General features: G+C 64.8%; 13 protein-coding genes, 2 tRNA genes and 1 pseudogene. 15 read left to right on the forward strand and 1 reads right to left on the reverse strand.

All coding sequences use genetic code 11. The features are described from left to right. Positions 1–129: 129 nt before the first annotated feature. Positions 130–591, forward strand: a complete 462-nt coding sequence (locus BLU04_RS13105; RefSeq protein WP_231964867.1) for a bifunctional nuclease family protein — start codon at positions 130–132, stop codon at positions 589–591. Positions 592–627: 36 nt separating this feature from the next. Next, complete coding sequence (locus BLU04_RS13110; RefSeq protein ID WP_093286914.1) at positions 628–1008, forward strand: hypothetical protein; 381 nt, start codon at positions 628–630, stop codon at positions 1006–1008. A gap of 55 nt (positions 1009–1063) precedes the next feature. Here BLU04_RS13110 and BLU04_RS13115 read toward each other — a convergent pair whose 3' ends face one another. Further along, a complete protein-coding gene (locus BLU04_RS13115) occupies positions 1064–2233 on the reverse strand; it encodes an ankyrin repeat domain-containing protein (RefSeq protein ID WP_157895348.1) in 1170 nt (389 codons plus the stop codon). Positions 2234–2577: 344 nt separating this feature from the next. Between BLU04_RS13115 and panC the strand changes: the two genes are divergently transcribed. The 13 genes and pseudogenes from panC (at position 2578) to BLU04_RS13180 (ending at position 17207) form a co-directional block, all read left to right on the forward strand. Continuing rightward, positions 2578–3426 (forward strand): pantoate--beta-alanine ligase, encoded by an 849-nt coding sequence (gene panC, locus BLU04_RS13120; protein ID WP_093286919.1) that lies wholly within the window; start codon positions 2578–2580, stop codon positions 3424–3426. A 2-nt stretch (positions 3427–3428) separates the two neighbouring features. Next, complete coding sequence (locus BLU04_RS17110) at positions 3429–4676, forward strand: N-acetylmuramoyl-L-alanine amidase (RefSeq protein ID WP_093286921.1); 1248 nt, start codon at positions 3429–3431, stop codon at positions 4674–4676. Positions 4677–4706: 30 nt separating this feature from the next. Then, positions 4707–5924 (forward strand): ATP-binding protein, encoded by a 1218-nt coding sequence (locus BLU04_RS13130; protein WP_093286924.1) that lies wholly within the window; start codon positions 4707–4709, stop codon positions 5922–5924. Further along, on the forward strand, positions 5921–7318 hold the full coding sequence (locus tag BLU04_RS13135; RefSeq protein ID WP_093286927.1) for a sigma-54 dependent transcriptional regulator: 1398 nt from the start codon (positions 5921–5923) through the stop codon (positions 7316–7318). Before BLU04_RS13130 ends, BLU04_RS13135 begins: the two co-directional genes overlap by 4 nt. 21 nt (positions 7319–7339) lie before the next feature. Then, on the forward strand, positions 7340–9130 hold the full coding sequence (locus tag BLU04_RS13140) for a hypothetical protein (protein WP_093286929.1): 1791 nt from the start codon (positions 7340–7342) through the stop codon (positions 9128–9130). Positions 9131–9247: 117 nt separating this feature from the next. Beyond that, positions 9248–10540 carry an outer membrane beta-barrel protein gene (locus BLU04_RS13145; RefSeq protein WP_093286932.1) on the forward strand — a complete coding sequence of 431 codons (1293 nt, stop codon included), beginning with the start codon at positions 9248–9250 and terminating at the stop codon, positions 10538–10540. A 143-nt stretch (positions 10541–10683) separates the two neighbouring features. Then, the gene (locus tag BLU04_RS13150; RefSeq protein WP_093286934.1) at positions 10684–12873 is read left to right on the forward strand and encodes a tyrosine-protein kinase domain-containing protein; all 2190 of its coding nucleotides are present in this window, start codon (positions 10684–10686) and stop codon (positions 12871–12873) included. Between the two features lie 20 nt (positions 12874–12893). Next, entirely contained in the window at positions 12894–13613 is a 720-nt protein-coding gene (locus BLU04_RS13155; protein ID WP_093286937.1) for a polysaccharide biosynthesis/export family protein, read from the forward strand. Positions 13614–13685: 72 nt separating this feature from the next. Next, positions 13686–13759: transfer RNA gene (locus BLU04_RS13160), tRNA-Arg, on the forward strand. Between the two features lie 48 nt (positions 13760–13807). After that, positions 13808–13881 (forward strand) — tRNA-Gly (locus tag BLU04_RS13165). A gap of 158 nt (positions 13882–14039) precedes the next feature. Continuing rightward, positions 14040–14393 (forward strand): arsenate reductase family protein, encoded by a 354-nt coding sequence (locus BLU04_RS13170; RefSeq protein WP_093286939.1) that lies wholly within the window; start codon positions 14040–14042, stop codon positions 14391–14393. 68 nt (positions 14394–14461) lie between these two features. Further along, a pseudogene (locus tag BLU04_RS13175) lies at positions 14462–15736 on the forward strand (4-hydroxy-3-methylbut-2-enyl diphosphate reductase); the annotation flags it as partial. Positions 15737–15791: 55 nt separating this feature from the next. Then, on the forward strand, positions 15792–17207 hold the full coding sequence (locus tag BLU04_RS13180; protein WP_093286945.1) for a leucyl aminopeptidase: 1416 nt from the start codon (positions 15792–15794) through the stop codon (positions 17205–17207). Positions 17208–17225: the final 18 nt, after the last annotated feature.

Consider the following 17225-nt stretch of genomic DNA (forward strand, 5'->3'; position numbering starts at 1 on the left):
GCGAGAAAGAAAAACAGGGGAAAAGCAACTGGCATTAAGGCCGGTTCGGGCCTGTTTGGTCCCCCTCCCATCGCTTGGCTTGTCAACCCGGCTCCGGATGTTTAAATAGGCCCAGTGAAATCCGACGTTGTGCCCGTCCGAGTCGAGGGCGTCTTCCCGACCGAGCAGCAGGGCGTGGCCATCATCCTGGGGAACGAGGAGAAGGTCTTCGTCATCACCGTCGATTCCTACGTCGGCCGCGCCATTGCCCTTTCCATGCGGGACGAGCGGAGCGAGCGCCCCCTCACCCACGAGTTGATCGGCCTGATCTTCGACGCCTTCGACATCGCCATCGACCGCGTCGTGATCAACGACCTGCGGAGCAACACCTACTTCGCCCGCATCATCCTGAAGGCCGAGAACGAGGTCCACCAGAAGATCATCGAGATCGACGCCCGCCCGAGCGACTGCCTCGCCATCGCCCTGGCCAAGAAACGCCCGATCTTCGTCAGCCGCGAGGTCTGGGACGAGGTCGAGGACGCGACCGAACTGCTGGAAAAGATGCGCCAGGCCCGCAAGGACGCCGGGAACGAAGGCGAAGAGCCGCTTTAATCAATTATAAGGACCGATCAGGACCTCTCTCATCCCATGAAAATCGCCGCCCATATCGCCGGAGCCCTGCTCGGCCTCCTCTTCGTCGTCTTCTCCCTCATGGTACTCCTGAAGCTCGCGCCGACGCCCTCCCTCCCGCCGGGCCCCGCGGCCTCCTTCATGGACGCCTTCGTCCCCACGGGCTACATGACGTTCGTGAAAGTCTGCGAATTGATCGGCGGCCTCCTCGTCGCCATTCCCCGGACGCGAAACTTCGGCCTCCTCGTCCTCGGGCCGATCATCGTGAACATCCTCGCCTTCCACCTCTTCATCACGAAGGGGGCGGGGCTCTTCGAGCCGGTGCTGATCCTGATCTGCCTGCTCGCCGCGTTCCTGCTGTGGAGCGGCCGCAAGGCCTTCGGCGGCCTGGGCCGCTGACGGCAGCCCACGCCGTCGAGTTCCTGCGGCCTGGCGGCGGGGTTCCCGACGTCGTTTAGTACGTCGACCCGATCAGCTCTTCGCCGAGCGCGTAATCGATCTCCGCGCCGTCCTCGATCGCCGCTTTCAGGGGCCGATGGCCCTTCGCGTCTTCCTCCGTCAGCAGGAGGGGATTGAGGCGGTGGATCGCCAGCAGGAAGGCCTTCAGCGCCTCGGGGCTCTTCGTCGCCTTGAAGAGGTAATAGACCACGTTCCGCTTTTCCTCGCCCCGGTCGTTGACGCCGAGGCCGTAGGCCAGGAGGAGCGCGGCGAGGTCGAGGCGGCGGTTTTCGAGCGCCAGGAGGAGGGGCGAGGCCTTCGCCGTCTTCGTCGGGTCCCATGCCGTCACGCCCTTGTTCTCGAAGCAATTCACGATCAGCTGCCGGTTGCCCCGCTCGATGAAGCCGAGGACTTCGATCCGGGAGGGCTCGGGCTTCATCACCGCCTTCTTCGACATCGGGAACTGCGGCGTCAGCAGGGAACCCCAGGCGGAACGCTCCTCCAGCGGACGGATGAGGGACTTCTCGCCCCGCTCCTTGGCAAGGTCGAGGGGGGTCTTCCCCTCCAGGTCGGGCGCGGTCGGATCGGCGCCGTAATCGAGGAGGCGGATCATGATCGTCCCGTTGTCGGCGAGGTTCACCGAGAGATGGAGCGGCGTCCGGCCCTTGTCGTCGGAGAGATTGACGATCGCCTTGCGGTCGAGCAGCTGCTCGACGTTCAGCATCTGCCCGGAGACGACGGCGGCATGGAGCGGGGAAGACTGGTCGACCGGATGGCGGATGTTCGCGTCGCCCTTTCGGGCCAGGAGGACGGGGAGGAGGCTGTCGATCAGGCGGGTCGCGGCGGCGGCGTGCATGATCGTGCCGTAGCGGGTGTGGGGGCTATTGGGATTCGTTCCGGCGCGGAGGAGGTACTCGACCATCACCGGCGTCTTCGCGTCGATCGCCTCCTCGAGAGGATGCTTTCCCGCGCTGGGGCTGAGGCGGTCGACCTCGAAGCCGAGCCGCTTCAGCGACTCGATGCAGCGGCAGGCATTCTTCTGGATCGCAATGCTGAGCAGATCGGACCCTTCGAGCCGGATCGAGACGGCGGAGACCTTGAGCCCCGCGATGCAGCGGACCAAGAATTCGGGATCGTCGCCCATCAACGATTTGGCGATCCCGTCGTACATCATTTCGGGCGTCATTGCCTTTGATCCTGCCATCATAACTCCTCCTGCCATAAATTCACTCCCTTGAAAATAACGGCGACCGATTCATCCGCTTTAAAGCCGGTTCCGTCCGATTGGTGTTTTTTGGATTCCCTAAAAATTCCGTCGTAACTCACTCAAAACAAAAGTAATACGAAATTCAACAGAAATTAACGCAATTTTCACAGTCTAATATAAAACAAATAGATCACGTCGGTAAAACAAGCCCCTCCTACGGCATTAAACTCGCGCCAAAACCGCGACTTGAAGTCCGGCCCGGAGAGCGTCACCTTTTCTCGTCCTTGCCCCCACCCCGAAAGCGGGTAATAATGTCACATTCCATGCGTCGCATCACTTCGCCCGACCTCATGCAGCAATTGGCCCTCCGGTGGAAACGGGAGAAAGTGGGACAAAGAGCCCGGATTGCCCTGGTCCCGACCATGGGCGCGCTCCACGAGGGCCATGCCGAATTGATCCGCCAGGCGCGCAAGCAGGCCGCCCACGTGATCGTCTCCCTCTACGTGAACCCGACCCAGTTCGGCCCGAAGGAAGACCTCTCCCGCTATCCCCGTCCCCTCGACGCCGACGCCGCCCTCTGCCGCCGCCTCGGCGTCGATGTCCTCTTCAACCCCGCGAACCTCTACGCCCCCGACCACAGCACCTGGGTAACCGAGGAGGCCGCCTCCCTCGGCCGCTGCGGCGGATCGCGTCCCGGCCACTTCCGGGGCGTCGCCACCGTCGTCACGAAGCTCTTCGCCCTCACCCAGCCCGATCTCGCCTTCTTCGGCCTGAAGGATGCCCAGCAGCTCTCCGTCATCGAGCGCGTCGTCCGCGATCTCGCCCTTCCCGTCCGGATCGTCCCCGTCGAGATCGTCCGGGACCGGGACGGCCTCGCCCTCAGCTCCCGCAACCGCTACCTCACCCCCGCCGAGCGGAACCGGGCCCTCGCCCTCCCCCTCCTCCTCCAGGCCGCCGTGGTCCAGCCCGCCCCCGCCGCCTGGTTCCGCACCCACATCACCCGCCTTCCCGGGCTGACGCTCGATTACGTCGAGGCCGTCGACGGCCGCCTCTGCGCCGCCATCCGCGTCGGCAAGACCCGCCTCATCGACAATCTCCCGCTCCTTTCCCCGGCTCCCCGAAAAAGAGCGAAAAGAGTGAAACAAGGCGTCCGTTCCCGTCGTCTAGCCTAGCCATGCCTGCCGCCGTGAAGTTCAAGCTCCGCCTCCTTTTCCTCCTGCTCCCGCAGCTGTTCCTCCTCTTCCCCGGACTCCTCCGGGCCGAGAACACCAGCTGGCACCTCGTCACCCGCAACCATCGGGACTACCTCCCCCTCGCCGATTTCTGCGCCTTCTACGAATTCCCCTCCCCCACCGTCAACGACAACCACCGCCTCTCCGTGAAGGGGCCGCGCGGGCAGATCACCTTCGAGGCCGACAGCACCCGGATCACCTACAACGGGGTCTGCCACTACCTCAGCTTCCCCGTCCTCGCCGAAGAGGGCGGCTGGTACGTCTCCCGCATCGACCTCGCCTACTTCTTCGAGCCCCTCCTCCGTCCCGCCAAGATCGCCACCGACAACCCCTTCAAGGGCGTCATCATCGACCCCGGCCACGGCGGGGCCGACAACGGTGCCTACTCGACCCAGGGCGGCATGGAGAAGACCTACACCCTCGACACCGCCTTCCGCCTGGAGCGGCTCCTCCAGTCCCGGAACGTCACCACCGTCCTCACCCGCCGCCGGGACGAGTTCATCCCCCTCGAGGAACGGGCCCGCTTCGGCGAACGCTATCCCGATTTCCTCTTCGTCAGCATCCACTTCAACTCGGCGGGCCGGGGCGCGCGCGGCCTCGAGACCTATGCCGAGACGCCGCGCGGCGCCTCCTCCACCAGCTCCGAGGGCTCCCTCCGCCAATCCGACTTCGAGAACGTCCCCGGTAACGAGGAAAACCCCCTCAACATCCTCCTCGCCTCCTCCATCCACCGGCGCATCTCCAACGGCCTCAACCCCGGCGACCTCGAGGCCGACCGGGGCGTGAAGCGGGCCCGCTTCGTCGTCCTCAAGGAGAACCCCCTCCCCGCCACCCTCGTCGAGGGAGGCTTCCTCACGAACCCGCTCGAGTCGCGCCTCATCGCCCAGACCGCCTATCGCCAGAAGCTCGCCGAATTCATCGCCGACGGCATCGGCGATTTCCTCCGCAGCACGAAGTCCCCCCTCGCCGCCGCCTTCCGCGCCTCGTTCTCCGAGCCGAACCTCGAACCCGGCCCCCCTTCTTCCCCGCCCTCCGCGCCCGCCGTCCTCAACATCCCGACCGCCCCCGCCGTCCCCGAGCCCGCGCCCGAGATCTCCACCGTTCCCCCCGCCATTCCCTCCGATCCCACGGCCATGGCCCCCATCCCTCCGGCGCAGCAAACTCAGCAACCCCAGCAGGCCCAGCCCTAGGACGACGCCACCGGTTCCACCCCGCAGGCCATGAAGAACACCTTCCTCGACAAGCTCCTCCACCGGATCGACCGCGTCGGCTCCGACGACCTGCAGAATTACCTCCAGCAGCTCGCCCGGGAAAAGGGGTTCCTCGAAACCGTCTTCAACACCCTCCAGGAAGGGATCGTCGTCATCGATCCCGAGGGGCGCATCCTCTACCTCAACCACGCCGTCGAGGACCTGCTGGGGCTCCCCGGGGAGGAAGCCCTCCAGCAGCCGATCTCGCGCTACCTGCGCGGCATCCCGTGGGCCTCCCTCCTCGCCGAGAAGCAGATCCTCAACCGCGACCTCGAGGTCACCTATCCCCTCCGCCGCCAGCTCAACCTCAGCTGCGTCCCCCTCGACGCCTCCGACCACGGCCAGGGCCGCCCCCGAAAGGGCCCGCCCGCGGGCGGCTTCGTCCTGATCTTCCGCGACCTCACCCTCGCCCGCGAGGAGACGCGGGAGACCATCGAGTCGGAAAAGCTCGGAGCCCTCACCCTCCTCGCCGCGGGCGTCGCCCACGAGCTCGGCAACCCGCTGAACTCCCTCAACATCCACCTCCAGCTTCTGGAGCGCGACCTGAGGCGTCTCGACGCCTTCAAGTCGCCCGCCACGAAGGAATCGTGGCAGGTCCTCCAGTCGGAGATCGCCCGCCTCGACACCATCATCGCGAATTTCCTTCGCGCCGTCCGCCCCACCTCCCCCCAGCTGAAGCCGGAGAACCTCAACGCCCTCCTCGAGGAATCGGTCGCCTTCCTGAAGCCCGAGATCGACGACCGGGACATGCTCGTCGAGATCGACCTCGACCCCGGCGCCCCGGCCCTCCTGATCGACCGGGACCAGATCAAGCAGGCCTTCTACAACCTCATCAAGAACGGCGTCCAGGCGATGCGGACCGGCGGCATCCTCCGCATCGTCTCCGAGCGGGACGACACCCACCTCATCCTCTCCTTCATCGACAACGGCTCCGGCATCTCCCCCGACCGGATCACCCGCATCTTCGAGCCCTACTACACCACGAAGGCCTCCGGCACCGGCCTCGGCCTCCTCATCGTCCGCCGCATCGTCCGCGACCACGGCGGCGAGATGCAGATCGAGAGCCATGAAGGCCGCGGCACCACCGTCCGCATCCTCCTCCCCCTGCCCGAGCGACGCGTCCGCCTCCTCACCGCCGGTTCCCCCGACGGAGGCGCCCCGGCCTCCGACATCCAAGCCAAGAAATGAAACATCTCCCCGAACTGAAGGGAAACCTCCCCGGCCTCCTCATCGTCGAGGACGAGAAAAACACCCGCGACGGCCTCCGCCGCGCCTTCGAGGACAAGTACGAGGTCTACCTCGCCCCCGACATCCAGTCGGCCTGGAACGTCCTCGAAACCGAGCCGATCGACCTCCTCCTCACCGATCTCCGCCTCGGCACCGAGAGCGGCATGGATCTCCTTTCCAAGGCCCAGAGCCTCCCGAAGCCCCCCGTCTCCCTCCTCATGACGGCCTACGGCTCGGTCGACAACGCCGTCGAGGCGATGCGCCGGGGGGCCTACGACTACGTCACGAAGCCGCTGAACCTCGACAAGCTCGAGATGCTCCTCGCCCGCGCCCTCCGCTCCACCCGCGTCGAGGCCGAGAACGTCCAGCTGAAGAAGGCCCTCGACAAGAAATTCGGCGTCGAGCGCCTCCTCGGGAATTCGCCGGTGATGCAGCAGATCCTGGAGAAAATCCAGCAGGTCGCCCCCGCCCGGGCCAGCGTCCTCATCGAAGGGGAAAGCGGAACCGGGAAGGAACTCGCCGCCCAGGCCCTCCACGGCCTCAGCCCGCGCAAGGAAAAGCCCCTCGTCACCGTCCATTGCGCCGCGCTCTCCCCGCAGCTCCTGGAGAGCGAGCTCTTCGGCCACGAGAAAGGCTCCTTCACCGGCGCGACCGAGCGGCGCATCGGCCGCTTCGAGGAGGCCAACCACGGCACCCTCTTCCTCGACGAGATCGGCGAGATCGACGCCTCGACCCAGGTGAAGCTCCTCCGCGTCATCGGCGAGCGGACCCTCCAGCGCGTCGGGGGCAACCAGACCATCGAGGTCGACACCCGCATCATCGCCGCGACGAACCGGAACCTCGAATCGATGGTCGCCGAGGGGAAATTCCGCGAGGACCTCTACTTCCGCCTCAACGTCGTCAAGATCACCATGCCGCCCCTGCGGCAGCGCAAGGAGGACATCCCCCTCCTCCTCGCCGCCTTCCTCAAGGAATTCTCGAAGGAGAACGACAAGCGGGTCCTCCACATCACCCCCTCCGCGCGGGAGGCCCTCCTCGCCTACGACTGGCCGGGCAACGTCCGGGAACTCCGCATGGCCGTCGAGCACGGCGTCGTCCTCGCCCGCGGGGAGACCGTCGACCTCCACGACCTCCCCGAGCGCCTCTTCATGCCCCCCGCGCTTTCCGGTCTTGGCGGGACGGGCGGCACCTCCTTCGATTCCCACAACCTCAATCTTGAGGCGATGGAGAAAAAGTTCATCATCCAATCGCTGAAGATCTGCCAGGGAAACCGGACCGAGGCGGCGAAGATGCTCGGCATCAGCCGCCGCACCCTCCACCGGAAAATCAACGAGTACCAACTCGAGCACCTTTAAACCGCATCCCCTCCTCCCCCCATGACTTTCCACCAGCTCCTCTACACCCTCGAACTCGGCAAGGGAACCGCCTGGGTCCGCCTCATCACCTTCTCCATCATCTTCCTCGGCCTCGCCGCCTGGTACGACGTCGGCCTCAATCCGGGGAACGGAAACTTCCACAGCTTCGGCGAGACCCAGGCGATGGACAACGCCCAGATCGCCCGGCAGCTCGCCCGGGGCGAAGGGTACAGCACCAAAGTCCTCACCCCCTTCCGCCTCTCCCAGGACCGGAACCGCGCCTTCCTCGCCACCGGCGGCCTTTCGTCCGAACTCGGCTCCGCCGTTCCGACCGCTCTGCCGAAACTCTCCCTGCCGGAAACGCTGACCCCGCCCCTCTACCCCGCCGCCCTCGCCGTCCTCTACAAGATCACCGGCGTCTCCTTCGAGGCCCCCATCTCGGGCAATCCCTTCGCGAACCGGGCCGAGCTCATCGCCCTTCTCTTCAACCAGGCCTGCCTCGTCGCCACCGCCTTCACCGGCTTCTTCCTCGCCCTCGCCCTCTTCGACCTCCGCGTCGCCCAGCTCTCCGGCATCCTCCTCCTCTTCTCCCCCATCCTCTGGCGCTTTTCCGTCACCGGCCTCGCCACCTCCTTCACCCTCCTCCTCCTCACCCTCTCCGCCCTCTTCCTCCACCGCGCCTTCCTGGCCAACGAGAAGGAGGAGCGCGGCGCCTCGGCCTCCGTCCTCCTGAACTTCACCGGCAGCAGCCTCTTCCTCGCCCTCGCCGCGCTTTCCGATTACAGCGCCCTCTGGCTCATCCCCGCCCTCTTCCTCGCCGCCCTCTTCCTGCGCTCCCGGGGCCTTCCGATCGTGATCCTCCTCGTCGCCTGCGGCCTCGTCGACCTCCCCTGGCTCTTCCGCAACTATTCCCTCACCGGCGATCTCTTCGGCGGGGCCGTCCTTCTCCTTGCCGCCGGCGGGGAAGGCTATCCCGGCACCCTCCTCCAGCGGTCCTACCATCCGATCGTCGACACCCTCTCCCCCTGGGGGGCCAGCTTCCACAACCTCATCCACGGCCTCCGCTGGAGCATCGAGAACGGCTTCTCCAACCTGGGAGCCAGCTTCATCGTCTTCTTCTTCTTCGCCGGGCTCCTTCACTTCTTCAAGCGGACCCACGCGCAGAAACTCCGCTACGTCACCCTCGTCGCCCTCCTCCTCCTCGTCGTCGGCCCCGCCATCGCCGCCTCGGAGCCGAAACTCCTGTCGAGCCAGAACCGCCTCGTCCTCCTCCTCGCCGTCATCACCGTCTTCGGAGCCTCCTTCTTCCACATCCTCCTCGACCGCCTCGAGCTCGGCCTCGGCCTCCTCCGCAAGGTCGTCCTCTGGCTCTTCGTCGGGCTCAACTGCTTCCCCTTCTTCCTCGCCCTCCTGAAGCCCGAGGGATCGGCCTTCCATTATCCCCCCTACCATCCCCCGATGATCACGCTCGCCTCCCGGTGGTATATGGAAGACGAGATCATCGCCACCGACATCCCCTACGCCACCGCCTGGTACGGCGATCGGACCTCCCTCTGGCTCCCCGCCACCACGAAGGATTTCATCGAAATCAATGACTACGTCCACCCCCTCTCCGGCATTCTCCTGACCCCCCTCAGCATGAATTCCCAGGCCCTCAACGAAATCTACAAGGGCGAGTGGAAAGGATGGGCCCTCCTCGTCCTCGGCCTCCAGCGTCCCGCCGAGATTCCCCTCACCGCCCTCATCCGCCTCCCCCCGAACGAAAACGAGTACCTCCTGCTGACCGATCGCCCTCGTTGGCCCCAAAAATAACCCAATCGACAGCCACTTAGGTCATTTTAGGTATTTTCCCACATTGCCTAATCACCATCAATTTTGTTGTTGTCTTAGCGTAAAAAATAGGAAGAATAAACCAACGTACGCTTGGCAATGAAATTAAGCATTCCTACCTTGGCGGTTCTGGCAGCCTCCGCCCTCCCCCTCTTCGCGCAGCAGCCCGACCTGGGTAATCTCATTACCATGCCCGAGGCGGGTGCCGGGGTTGCTCCCCTACAGCAGGGTGAGGAGTACACGAAGACCCAGGCCCAGCTTAAGGCCGAGTCGAAGAAGGCCTTCTCCGTTTCCGCCTCCCTCCGCGAGGAATACGACGACAATATTTACACAGCGCACGATAATAAGGTCAGCGACTACAAGACCACCGTCGAGCCGAGCTTCCTCTTCAATTATCCGATGGCCGATACCCTGCTCTCCGCCCGGTACACCTTCGACGCCACCGCCTACGCCGACCGCGACAAGACCTTCGACTTCGGCCACGACCTCGTCCTCCGCGCCAACCACACCTTCTCCAGCCGCTTCAGCCTCGACGCCCGGGACCGCGTCCACTACGCCCAGGAACCCGAGATCAGCACCGGCAGCGTCGTGAACCGCGTCGCCGGCACCTACTTCAACAACACGTTCAGCCTCCAGGGCACCACCACCTGGACCCCGAAGCTCTCGACCGTCAGTTCCTACACGAACGACTATTACAGCTACGACGACAAGACCGTCGCCAACACCAACAACCGCGACGCCCACACCCTCCAGAACGACTTCCGCTACACCCTCACCCCCACCGTCACCCTCGTGAACGGCGGCTCGATCAGCATCCAGGACTACGAATACAAGACCGTCTCCACCACCACCGGCCTCCCGGTCAGCCGCAGCTGGAACTCCTACACGATCTACACCGGCGCCGACTGGACCGTCCTCCCCGAGGTCACCGTCGGGGCGCGCGGCGGCGGCGTCTACACCGTCTACGACGCGAGCGGCCTCAACAGCAGCTTCGCCCCCTACGCCACCGCCTTCGTCACCTGGCAGACCGGGGCCCGCAGCTCCCTCGATTTCAGCTACCTCCACAGCGTCGCCCCGACCGACGTCTCCAGCTACAGCAGCGCGACGACCGATTCCTTCTCCCTCGCCGGTTCCTACAAGTTCACCGCGAAGCTCACCGGCCGCCTCCAGGGCAGCTATTCGTTGAACAAGAGCGACGGCGACACCTCGATCAACGCGGGGGCCAGCAGCTACTACGAGAACACCCTCGGCCTCACCGCCGGATTGGGATACGACCTCACCCAGTATCTCAACCTGAACGCCGGCTACACCCTGACCAACGTCGGTGCCACCTCCATCGGCAGCTCCTACAACCGCAATCAGATCTCGATCGGTCTGACCGGATCGTTCTAGGCCGGACCCGCGCCGCAGCGTCCATCCGGGGAGCGGGGAGAGCGCGGGAAATCGCCCAGCAGCACATCGAGTGAGTCCCTCCCCCATTTTTCAGCGCAATGGCTTTGCCAGAAGCGCGGCCATGACTTAACGTCACTACTTACATGTCTGTTTCCGAGTCGATCGATCTCCCCCATTTCAATGACTATTGGCGGGTCATCCGCGCCCGCTTCGGGATCATCCTCACCCTCTTCATCCTGACCTTCGGCACGGGATACTTCGTCTCCGCCTTCGTCCTCCAGAAGCAATACGGCGGCACCGTCGACATCCGCGTCTTCAAGCAGGACAAGGACGTCCAGGTCTTCAGCCAGAGCGACCGCAACGCCTTCGACCCCATTTTCTTCGAGTCGGAGCGGTCGACCATCGAATCGAAGGAAATCCTCTATCCCGTCATCAAGAAACTCAACCTCGTCGAGAAGTGGTCCCAACGCTACCTCCACGGGGAGCGCCTCCTGCGCGAGGACGAAGTCTACGGGATCCTCCTCGGCCGCCACCTGAAGGTCGAGCCCCAGCGCGGCTCGAACATCATCCAGATCACCGGCATCAGCGAGGAGATGGAGGAGGCCCCCCTCCTCGCCAACACCATTGCCGAAACCTATATCGGCGTCCGCACGAAGAACGAGAAAGACCGGATCAACCGCGGCCTCGACAACGTCGCCGACCAGATCGAGAAGCAGCGCACCATCGTCACCGACGCCAAGAAGAAGGTCGACGACATGCGCCTCCAGCTCGGCGTCGACATCATCCCCGGCACCCAGAACGAGAGCCAGCTCCTCGACCAGGAACTCGAAGGGAAGCAGAAGCAGCTCGACGACGCCCGGCAGGACGCCGTCGCCCGCCGCGTCCGCTACGAGCAGCTGAAGAACCTCTCCACCGAGGACCTCATCGACACCCTCCCCTCCCTCGGCCTGAACGACGCCAACATCGACCAGATCCGCCAGCAGGAACTCCAGGGCAGCGCCAACATCCAGAGCCTCCTCAAGGGCGGCTTCGGCGAGGAACACCCCCGCGTCCAGTCGCTCCGCGCCGCCGTCGGCCGCGCCCAGGAACAGCTGAAGTCCCTCGCCGAGGGCAAGCGCCGCGCCCTCCTCATCGATCTCAACGTCAGCGAGGAAAAGCTCAAGCTCCTCGAGGCCGACGTCGCCTCCCTCCGCGACAAGCTGCGCCAGGAAAAGAGCGACAAGATGGCCCCCTTCCAGGAAGCCGTGAAGGAGCGCGACCGGCAGCAATACATCCTCGACCAATACGAGATCCGCTACAAGCAGGAGAACCTCGACCAGCAATCGCCCAGCCAGCCGGCCACCGTCATCTCCCCGGCCAACACGAATCCCAATCCCGTCCGGCCGATCCTGTGGCTGAACATCACCCTCTCCGGCGTCGCCGGGCTCCTGCTCGGCCTCTCTGTCGCCTTCTTCATCGAATACCTCGACACCAGCGTCAAGAGCCTCAACGACGTCGAGAAAACCCTCGGCGTTCCCGTCCTCGGGATCATCCCCCGCGGCGTGAAGCCCCTCAACAAGGAGCCTAAGGACACCCCCCACGCCGAGAGCTACCGCATCCTCCGCGCCCGCATCGACCTCCAGGCCCACTCCGGCCCCGGCAACACCCTCACCATGATCAGCGGCGGCCCGGGCGAGGGCAAGTCGACCACCCTCTTCAACCTCGCCCACGTCTGCGCCGAGGCGGGCCAGTCGGTCATCATCCTCGACGCCGACTTGCGCCGCCCCTCCCAGCACACGATCCTCGACATCGCCTCCGGCCCCGGCCTCGCCGACCACCTCATCCGCGGCGTCCCCATCGCCGACCTCATTCGGGAGACCGCCATCCCGAACCTCCATATCATCCCCGCAGGCGAAGACGCCCACGACGCCATCAGCCGTTTCGACAACCAGGTCCTCCGGGAAATCATCGTCGAGCTGAAGGAGAAGTACCAGGTTATCTTCATCGACTCCCCGCCCGCCCTCGGCGTCAGCGACGCCTCGGTCATCGCCCACGAGGTCGACAAGGTCGTCATGGTCATCCAGCACCGCCGCTATCCCCGCGAAATCTCGATCCGGACGAAGAAAGCCATCGAGGAAGTCCAGGGGAACCTCGTCGGCGTCGCCCTCAACTCGGTCGCCACCAACAGCGACGAGGGCTATTACTACTACGGCGCCTACGCCGACTATTACAACAACCCGAAGAACCGGAAAAAGAAGAAGAAAGGCTCCTCCCTCCAGCCTCGCCCCGCTCCCCCTCTTCCTCCCGGAACCACGCCGCCGCCCACTCCGCCTTCCCAGCCCGACGAGTTCTAACCGATCCCGGTTTACCCATCATGTCCTCCCCCCTTCTTGCCCGCCTCCTCCTCCTCGTCCTCCTCCCCCTCCTCGCCTCCTGCATGGGGGAGACCGGCAGCACCTCCACCGCTCCCGCCGCCAATCCGGGAGCCGAAACCCCCTTCGCCACCCTCCCCACTGCCCCCGCAGGCGTCAACGACCCCGCTCCCGCGACGACCACGACGATCGCCACTCCCGCCCCCGCACCGGCGCCCACGCTGAACGACGACCCTTCCGGCGACATCCTCCGCCCCGGGGACATCCTCACCATCCGCCTCACCGGCGTCCCGAACGAGGAGAGCTTCATCAGCGAAATGAAGGTCGACGAGAAGGGCGATATCTCGATGCCCTACATCCCGACTTCCTTCCGGGCCGCCGGATATACCTCAACCCGGTTGAAGCAGGCAATCGAGGACGCCTATCGCAGCCGCCATATCTTCACCACGCCGAACATCACCATCGTCCCCCAGGCCCGCTTTGTGAACGTCAACGGCGAGGTCCGTTCCCCCCAGCGCATCGTCTTCACCAACGACTTGACCGCCCTCAAGGCCGTCACGGCCTGCGGCGGCTTCACCGACTTCGCCAACCGCCGGGACATCCAGATCCTCCGCAAGACCGGCGTCCTCCATCTCAACGCCCTCGAGGCGATCAAGAACCCCTCCATCGACATTCCGCTCCAGGCCGGAGACCAGGTTCAGATCCCCCGTTCCATTTTTTAATCGAAACGGAACAAAAGAGATTGCCAAAACGGCCGCCTCTTTGCATCCTGCCCCTCCGCATTCCACGGACACGGGCCCTTAGCTCAGCGGATTAGAGCGGCTGACTACGGATCAGCAGGTCAAAGGTTCGAATCCTTTAGGGCCCATTTTTTCAACGTGTGGAAGCGCCGGAGGGCTCCCCTCCCCTTCATTTTGCGGGTGTAGTTCAATGGTAGAACGGGAGATTTCCAATCTCCATACGAGGGTTCGATTCCCTTCACCCGCTCCACTTTCCGAAGTGGAGCGCACCCAGAATCCCCGAACCCGAAGGAGAGACTGCCATCGCGCTAGCGATTTTCCGAAAAAGGGGCTAACTAACCAGCAGGGCCGGGAGGCCAATTCGATTCCCTTCACCCGCTCCACTTCTCCAGATTAGACCCCCTTGCCGTGCTTAAAATCTATACCTACTCCGGTTGCGACACCTGCCGGAAAGCGTTGAAATTTCTTACCTCCCGGGGCATCGCGCATACCAACATCCCCATCCGCGAGACCCCGCCGTCGAAGGCCGAACTCCAGGCCATGCTGAAGGAATACGGCGGCGATCGGCGGAAGCTTTTCAACACCTCCGGACAGGATTATCGGGCGCTGGGTCTGGGAGAAAAATTCCCCGCCATGTCCGAAGCCGAAGCGATCGCCCTGCTCGGCTCCAACGGCAATCTCGTCAAAAGGCCTTTCCTCATCGGCAAAGACATTCTACGCGTCGGATTCAAGGAAGAGGAATGGGGCGCGGTTCTGGGCTAAACGCTCACGAACCGAGTGAAATAGCCGCTGCGGCTCTCCCTTATCTCCCCCCTAAATCCCTTTGACCTCTCTCTGAGGCCAAGGCACTATTTCGCCCTATGTCGTCGCCGAAAAAGGTCAATCTCCGTACCCCCGAAGTCATGAAGCTCGTCCAGGCCGAGGTCGAGGGGCATTACCGGAGCCCCATCGTTGAATTCCTCCGCCACACCGGCTCCCCCATCGCCGCCGCGGGCATCACCGTGAAATTGGCCAAGGCCTTCGGCTTCTGCTACGGCGTCGAGCGCGCCATCGACCTCGCCTACGCCGCCGCGAAGGTCTGCCATGAACAGAACATCTTCCTCCTCGGCGAGATCATCCATAACCCCGAGGTCAACGACCAGCTCTCCGGGATGGGCATCAAGCAGCTCCACGAAGTCGACGGCCAATACCAGATCGACCACCTCACCGGCGAGGACGTCGTCATCGTCCCCGCCTTCGGCGCCGAGGTGAAGACCACCAACCGCATCCGCGAGATCGGCTGCCAGGTCGTCGACACCACCTGCGGCGACGTCATGAGCGTCTGGAAGCGGATCCGCCAATACAAGAAGGAGCAGATCACCTCGATCATCCACGGCAAGGCCTGGCACGAGGAGACGAAGGCGACCGCCAGCCGCGCCATCGGCGACGGCACCGAGCCGAGCGGACACTACCTCGTCGTCTACAACCTCAAGGAAACCGACTACGTCTGCGACTACATCCGCAACGGCGGCAACAAGGAAGAGTTCCTTGAAAAGTTCAAGGGTGCCTACTCCCCCAACTTCGATCCCGACATCCACCTCCGCGCCGTCGGCGTCGCCAACCAGACGACCATGATGCGCGGCGAGACCGAGGAAGTGCAGAACCGCATCCGCAAGGCGATCGAGGACCGCTACGGCGTCGCCGCCCTCGACCAGCACTTCCGCTTCTTCGACACCATCTGCGGCGCGACCCAGGAGCGCCAGGACGCCCTGAAGGACATGCTCGACAACGACAAGCCCGACGTCCTCATCGTCGTCGGCGGCTACAACAGCAGCAACACCTCCCACCTCGCCGAGATGGGCGAAGTCGAGCTTCCCACCTACTTCATCAAGAACTCGGACAAGCTCGTCTCCCCGAAGGAAATCTGCCACTGGAACCTCCACGAGAGCAAGGAAGTCACCACGAAGAACTGGCTCCCCGAGGGCGACGTCCAGGTCGGCATCACCGCCGGCGCCTCCTGCCCGAACAACCTGATCGAGGAGACCATCAAGAAGCTCTTCTCCTTCCGCAACGTCGACGTCACCGAGCTCCTCCCCAAGGACCTCGGCCTCCCTCCCCAGGCCTAGTCCCCGGCCTCCCGGCTCGCTCCCCACCACCGCCCTCATCCCACCCCGCACCCGAATGAAGCTCGAAGTCCTCGCCCAAGCGCCCGCCTCCTCCAAGGCCGACCTCCTCCGATTCGCCCCCCGCGGCTCCCGCCCCGTGGCCGACGTGAAGCCCGCCGAGTTCGACGGCCTCGCCTCGACCTCCCTCCTCCACCGCGAGGGAGCCCGGCGCGTCCTCTACGTCGGCATCGGCGCTTCCGCCTCCGTCACGCCGGACCTCCTCCGCCGCGCCGCGGGGAGCGGGGCGAAGTCCCTCCTGAAGATCGGCGCGGAGGAGATCCTCGTCGACGCCACCGGCCACGAGGCCCACGTCGGCCCCATCGTCGAGGGGATCTTCCTCGCCGCCTACAAGTTCGAGGCCTTCAAGGCCCCCGCCGCCCGGCGCAAGACGATCTTGAAGAGCCTCCGCGTCGTCGTCGCGCCCGCCCACCTCGCCGCCGCGAAGAAGGAGGCCGAGGCCTCCCGCCACATCGCCGAGGCGACGAATATCGTCCGCGAGATCGGCAACCTCCCCGGCAACGAAATCACCCCCATCGTTCTCGCCGACATCGCGAAGGAACTCGCCCGCACCCACCACCTCAAGTACACCGTCTGGGACGAGAAACGGCTGGAAAAGGAAGGCTTCGGCGGCATCCTCGCCGTCGGCAAAGGCTCCGCCAATCCCCCCCGCCTCATCTCCCTCGAATACGAGGGCGGCGCCCGCAAGGACGCTCCCGTCGTCATCGTCGGCAAGGCGATCACCTTCGACAGCGGCGGCATCAGCATCAAACCGAGCGACCGGATGGACGAGATGAAGTTCGACAAGATGGGGGGGTGCGCCGTCCTCGGCATCCTCCGGGCCGTCGCCGACCTGAAACTCCCGATCAACGTCGTCGGCCTCATCACCAGCGCCGAGAACATGCCGGGCAGCCGCGCCTATCGCCCCGGCGACATCGTCACCACCTACAGCGGCCAGACCATCGAGGTCCTGAATACCGACGCCGAGGGCCGCATCGTCCTCGCCGACGCCCTCGCCTACGCCGTCGCGAAGCACAAGCCCCGCCTCCTCTTCGACCTCGCCACCCTCACCGGTGCCTGCGTCGTCGCCCTCGGCGGGAGCCGGGCCGGCCTCTTCACCTCCGATCCCGCCCTCCGGCAGGCCCTCTGGGAGCGTTCCGAAGCCGCGGGCGATCCCGTCTGGCCCCTCCCGATGGGGGACGAATACGCCGACCAGATCAAGAGCGACGTCGCCCTCGTGAAGAACACCGGCGGCCGCGAGGGCGGCGCCTCGACCGCCGCCTCCTTCCTCCAGCATTGGGCCGGGGAAACCCCCTGGGTCCACCTCGACATCGCCGGCCCCGCCTGGATCACCAAGGAACTTCCCTACCTGGAAAAGGGCGCGACCGGCTTCGGCGTCCGCCTGCTCGTCGATTTCCTCCGGAAAAAGAAGTAAACCCGTGCCCTTCCCATC

It is taken from the genome of Verrucomicrobium sp. GAS474, assembly GCF_900105685.1.
Lineage (GTDB): Bacteria > Verrucomicrobiota > Verrucomicrobiia > Methylacidiphilales > GAS474 > GAS474.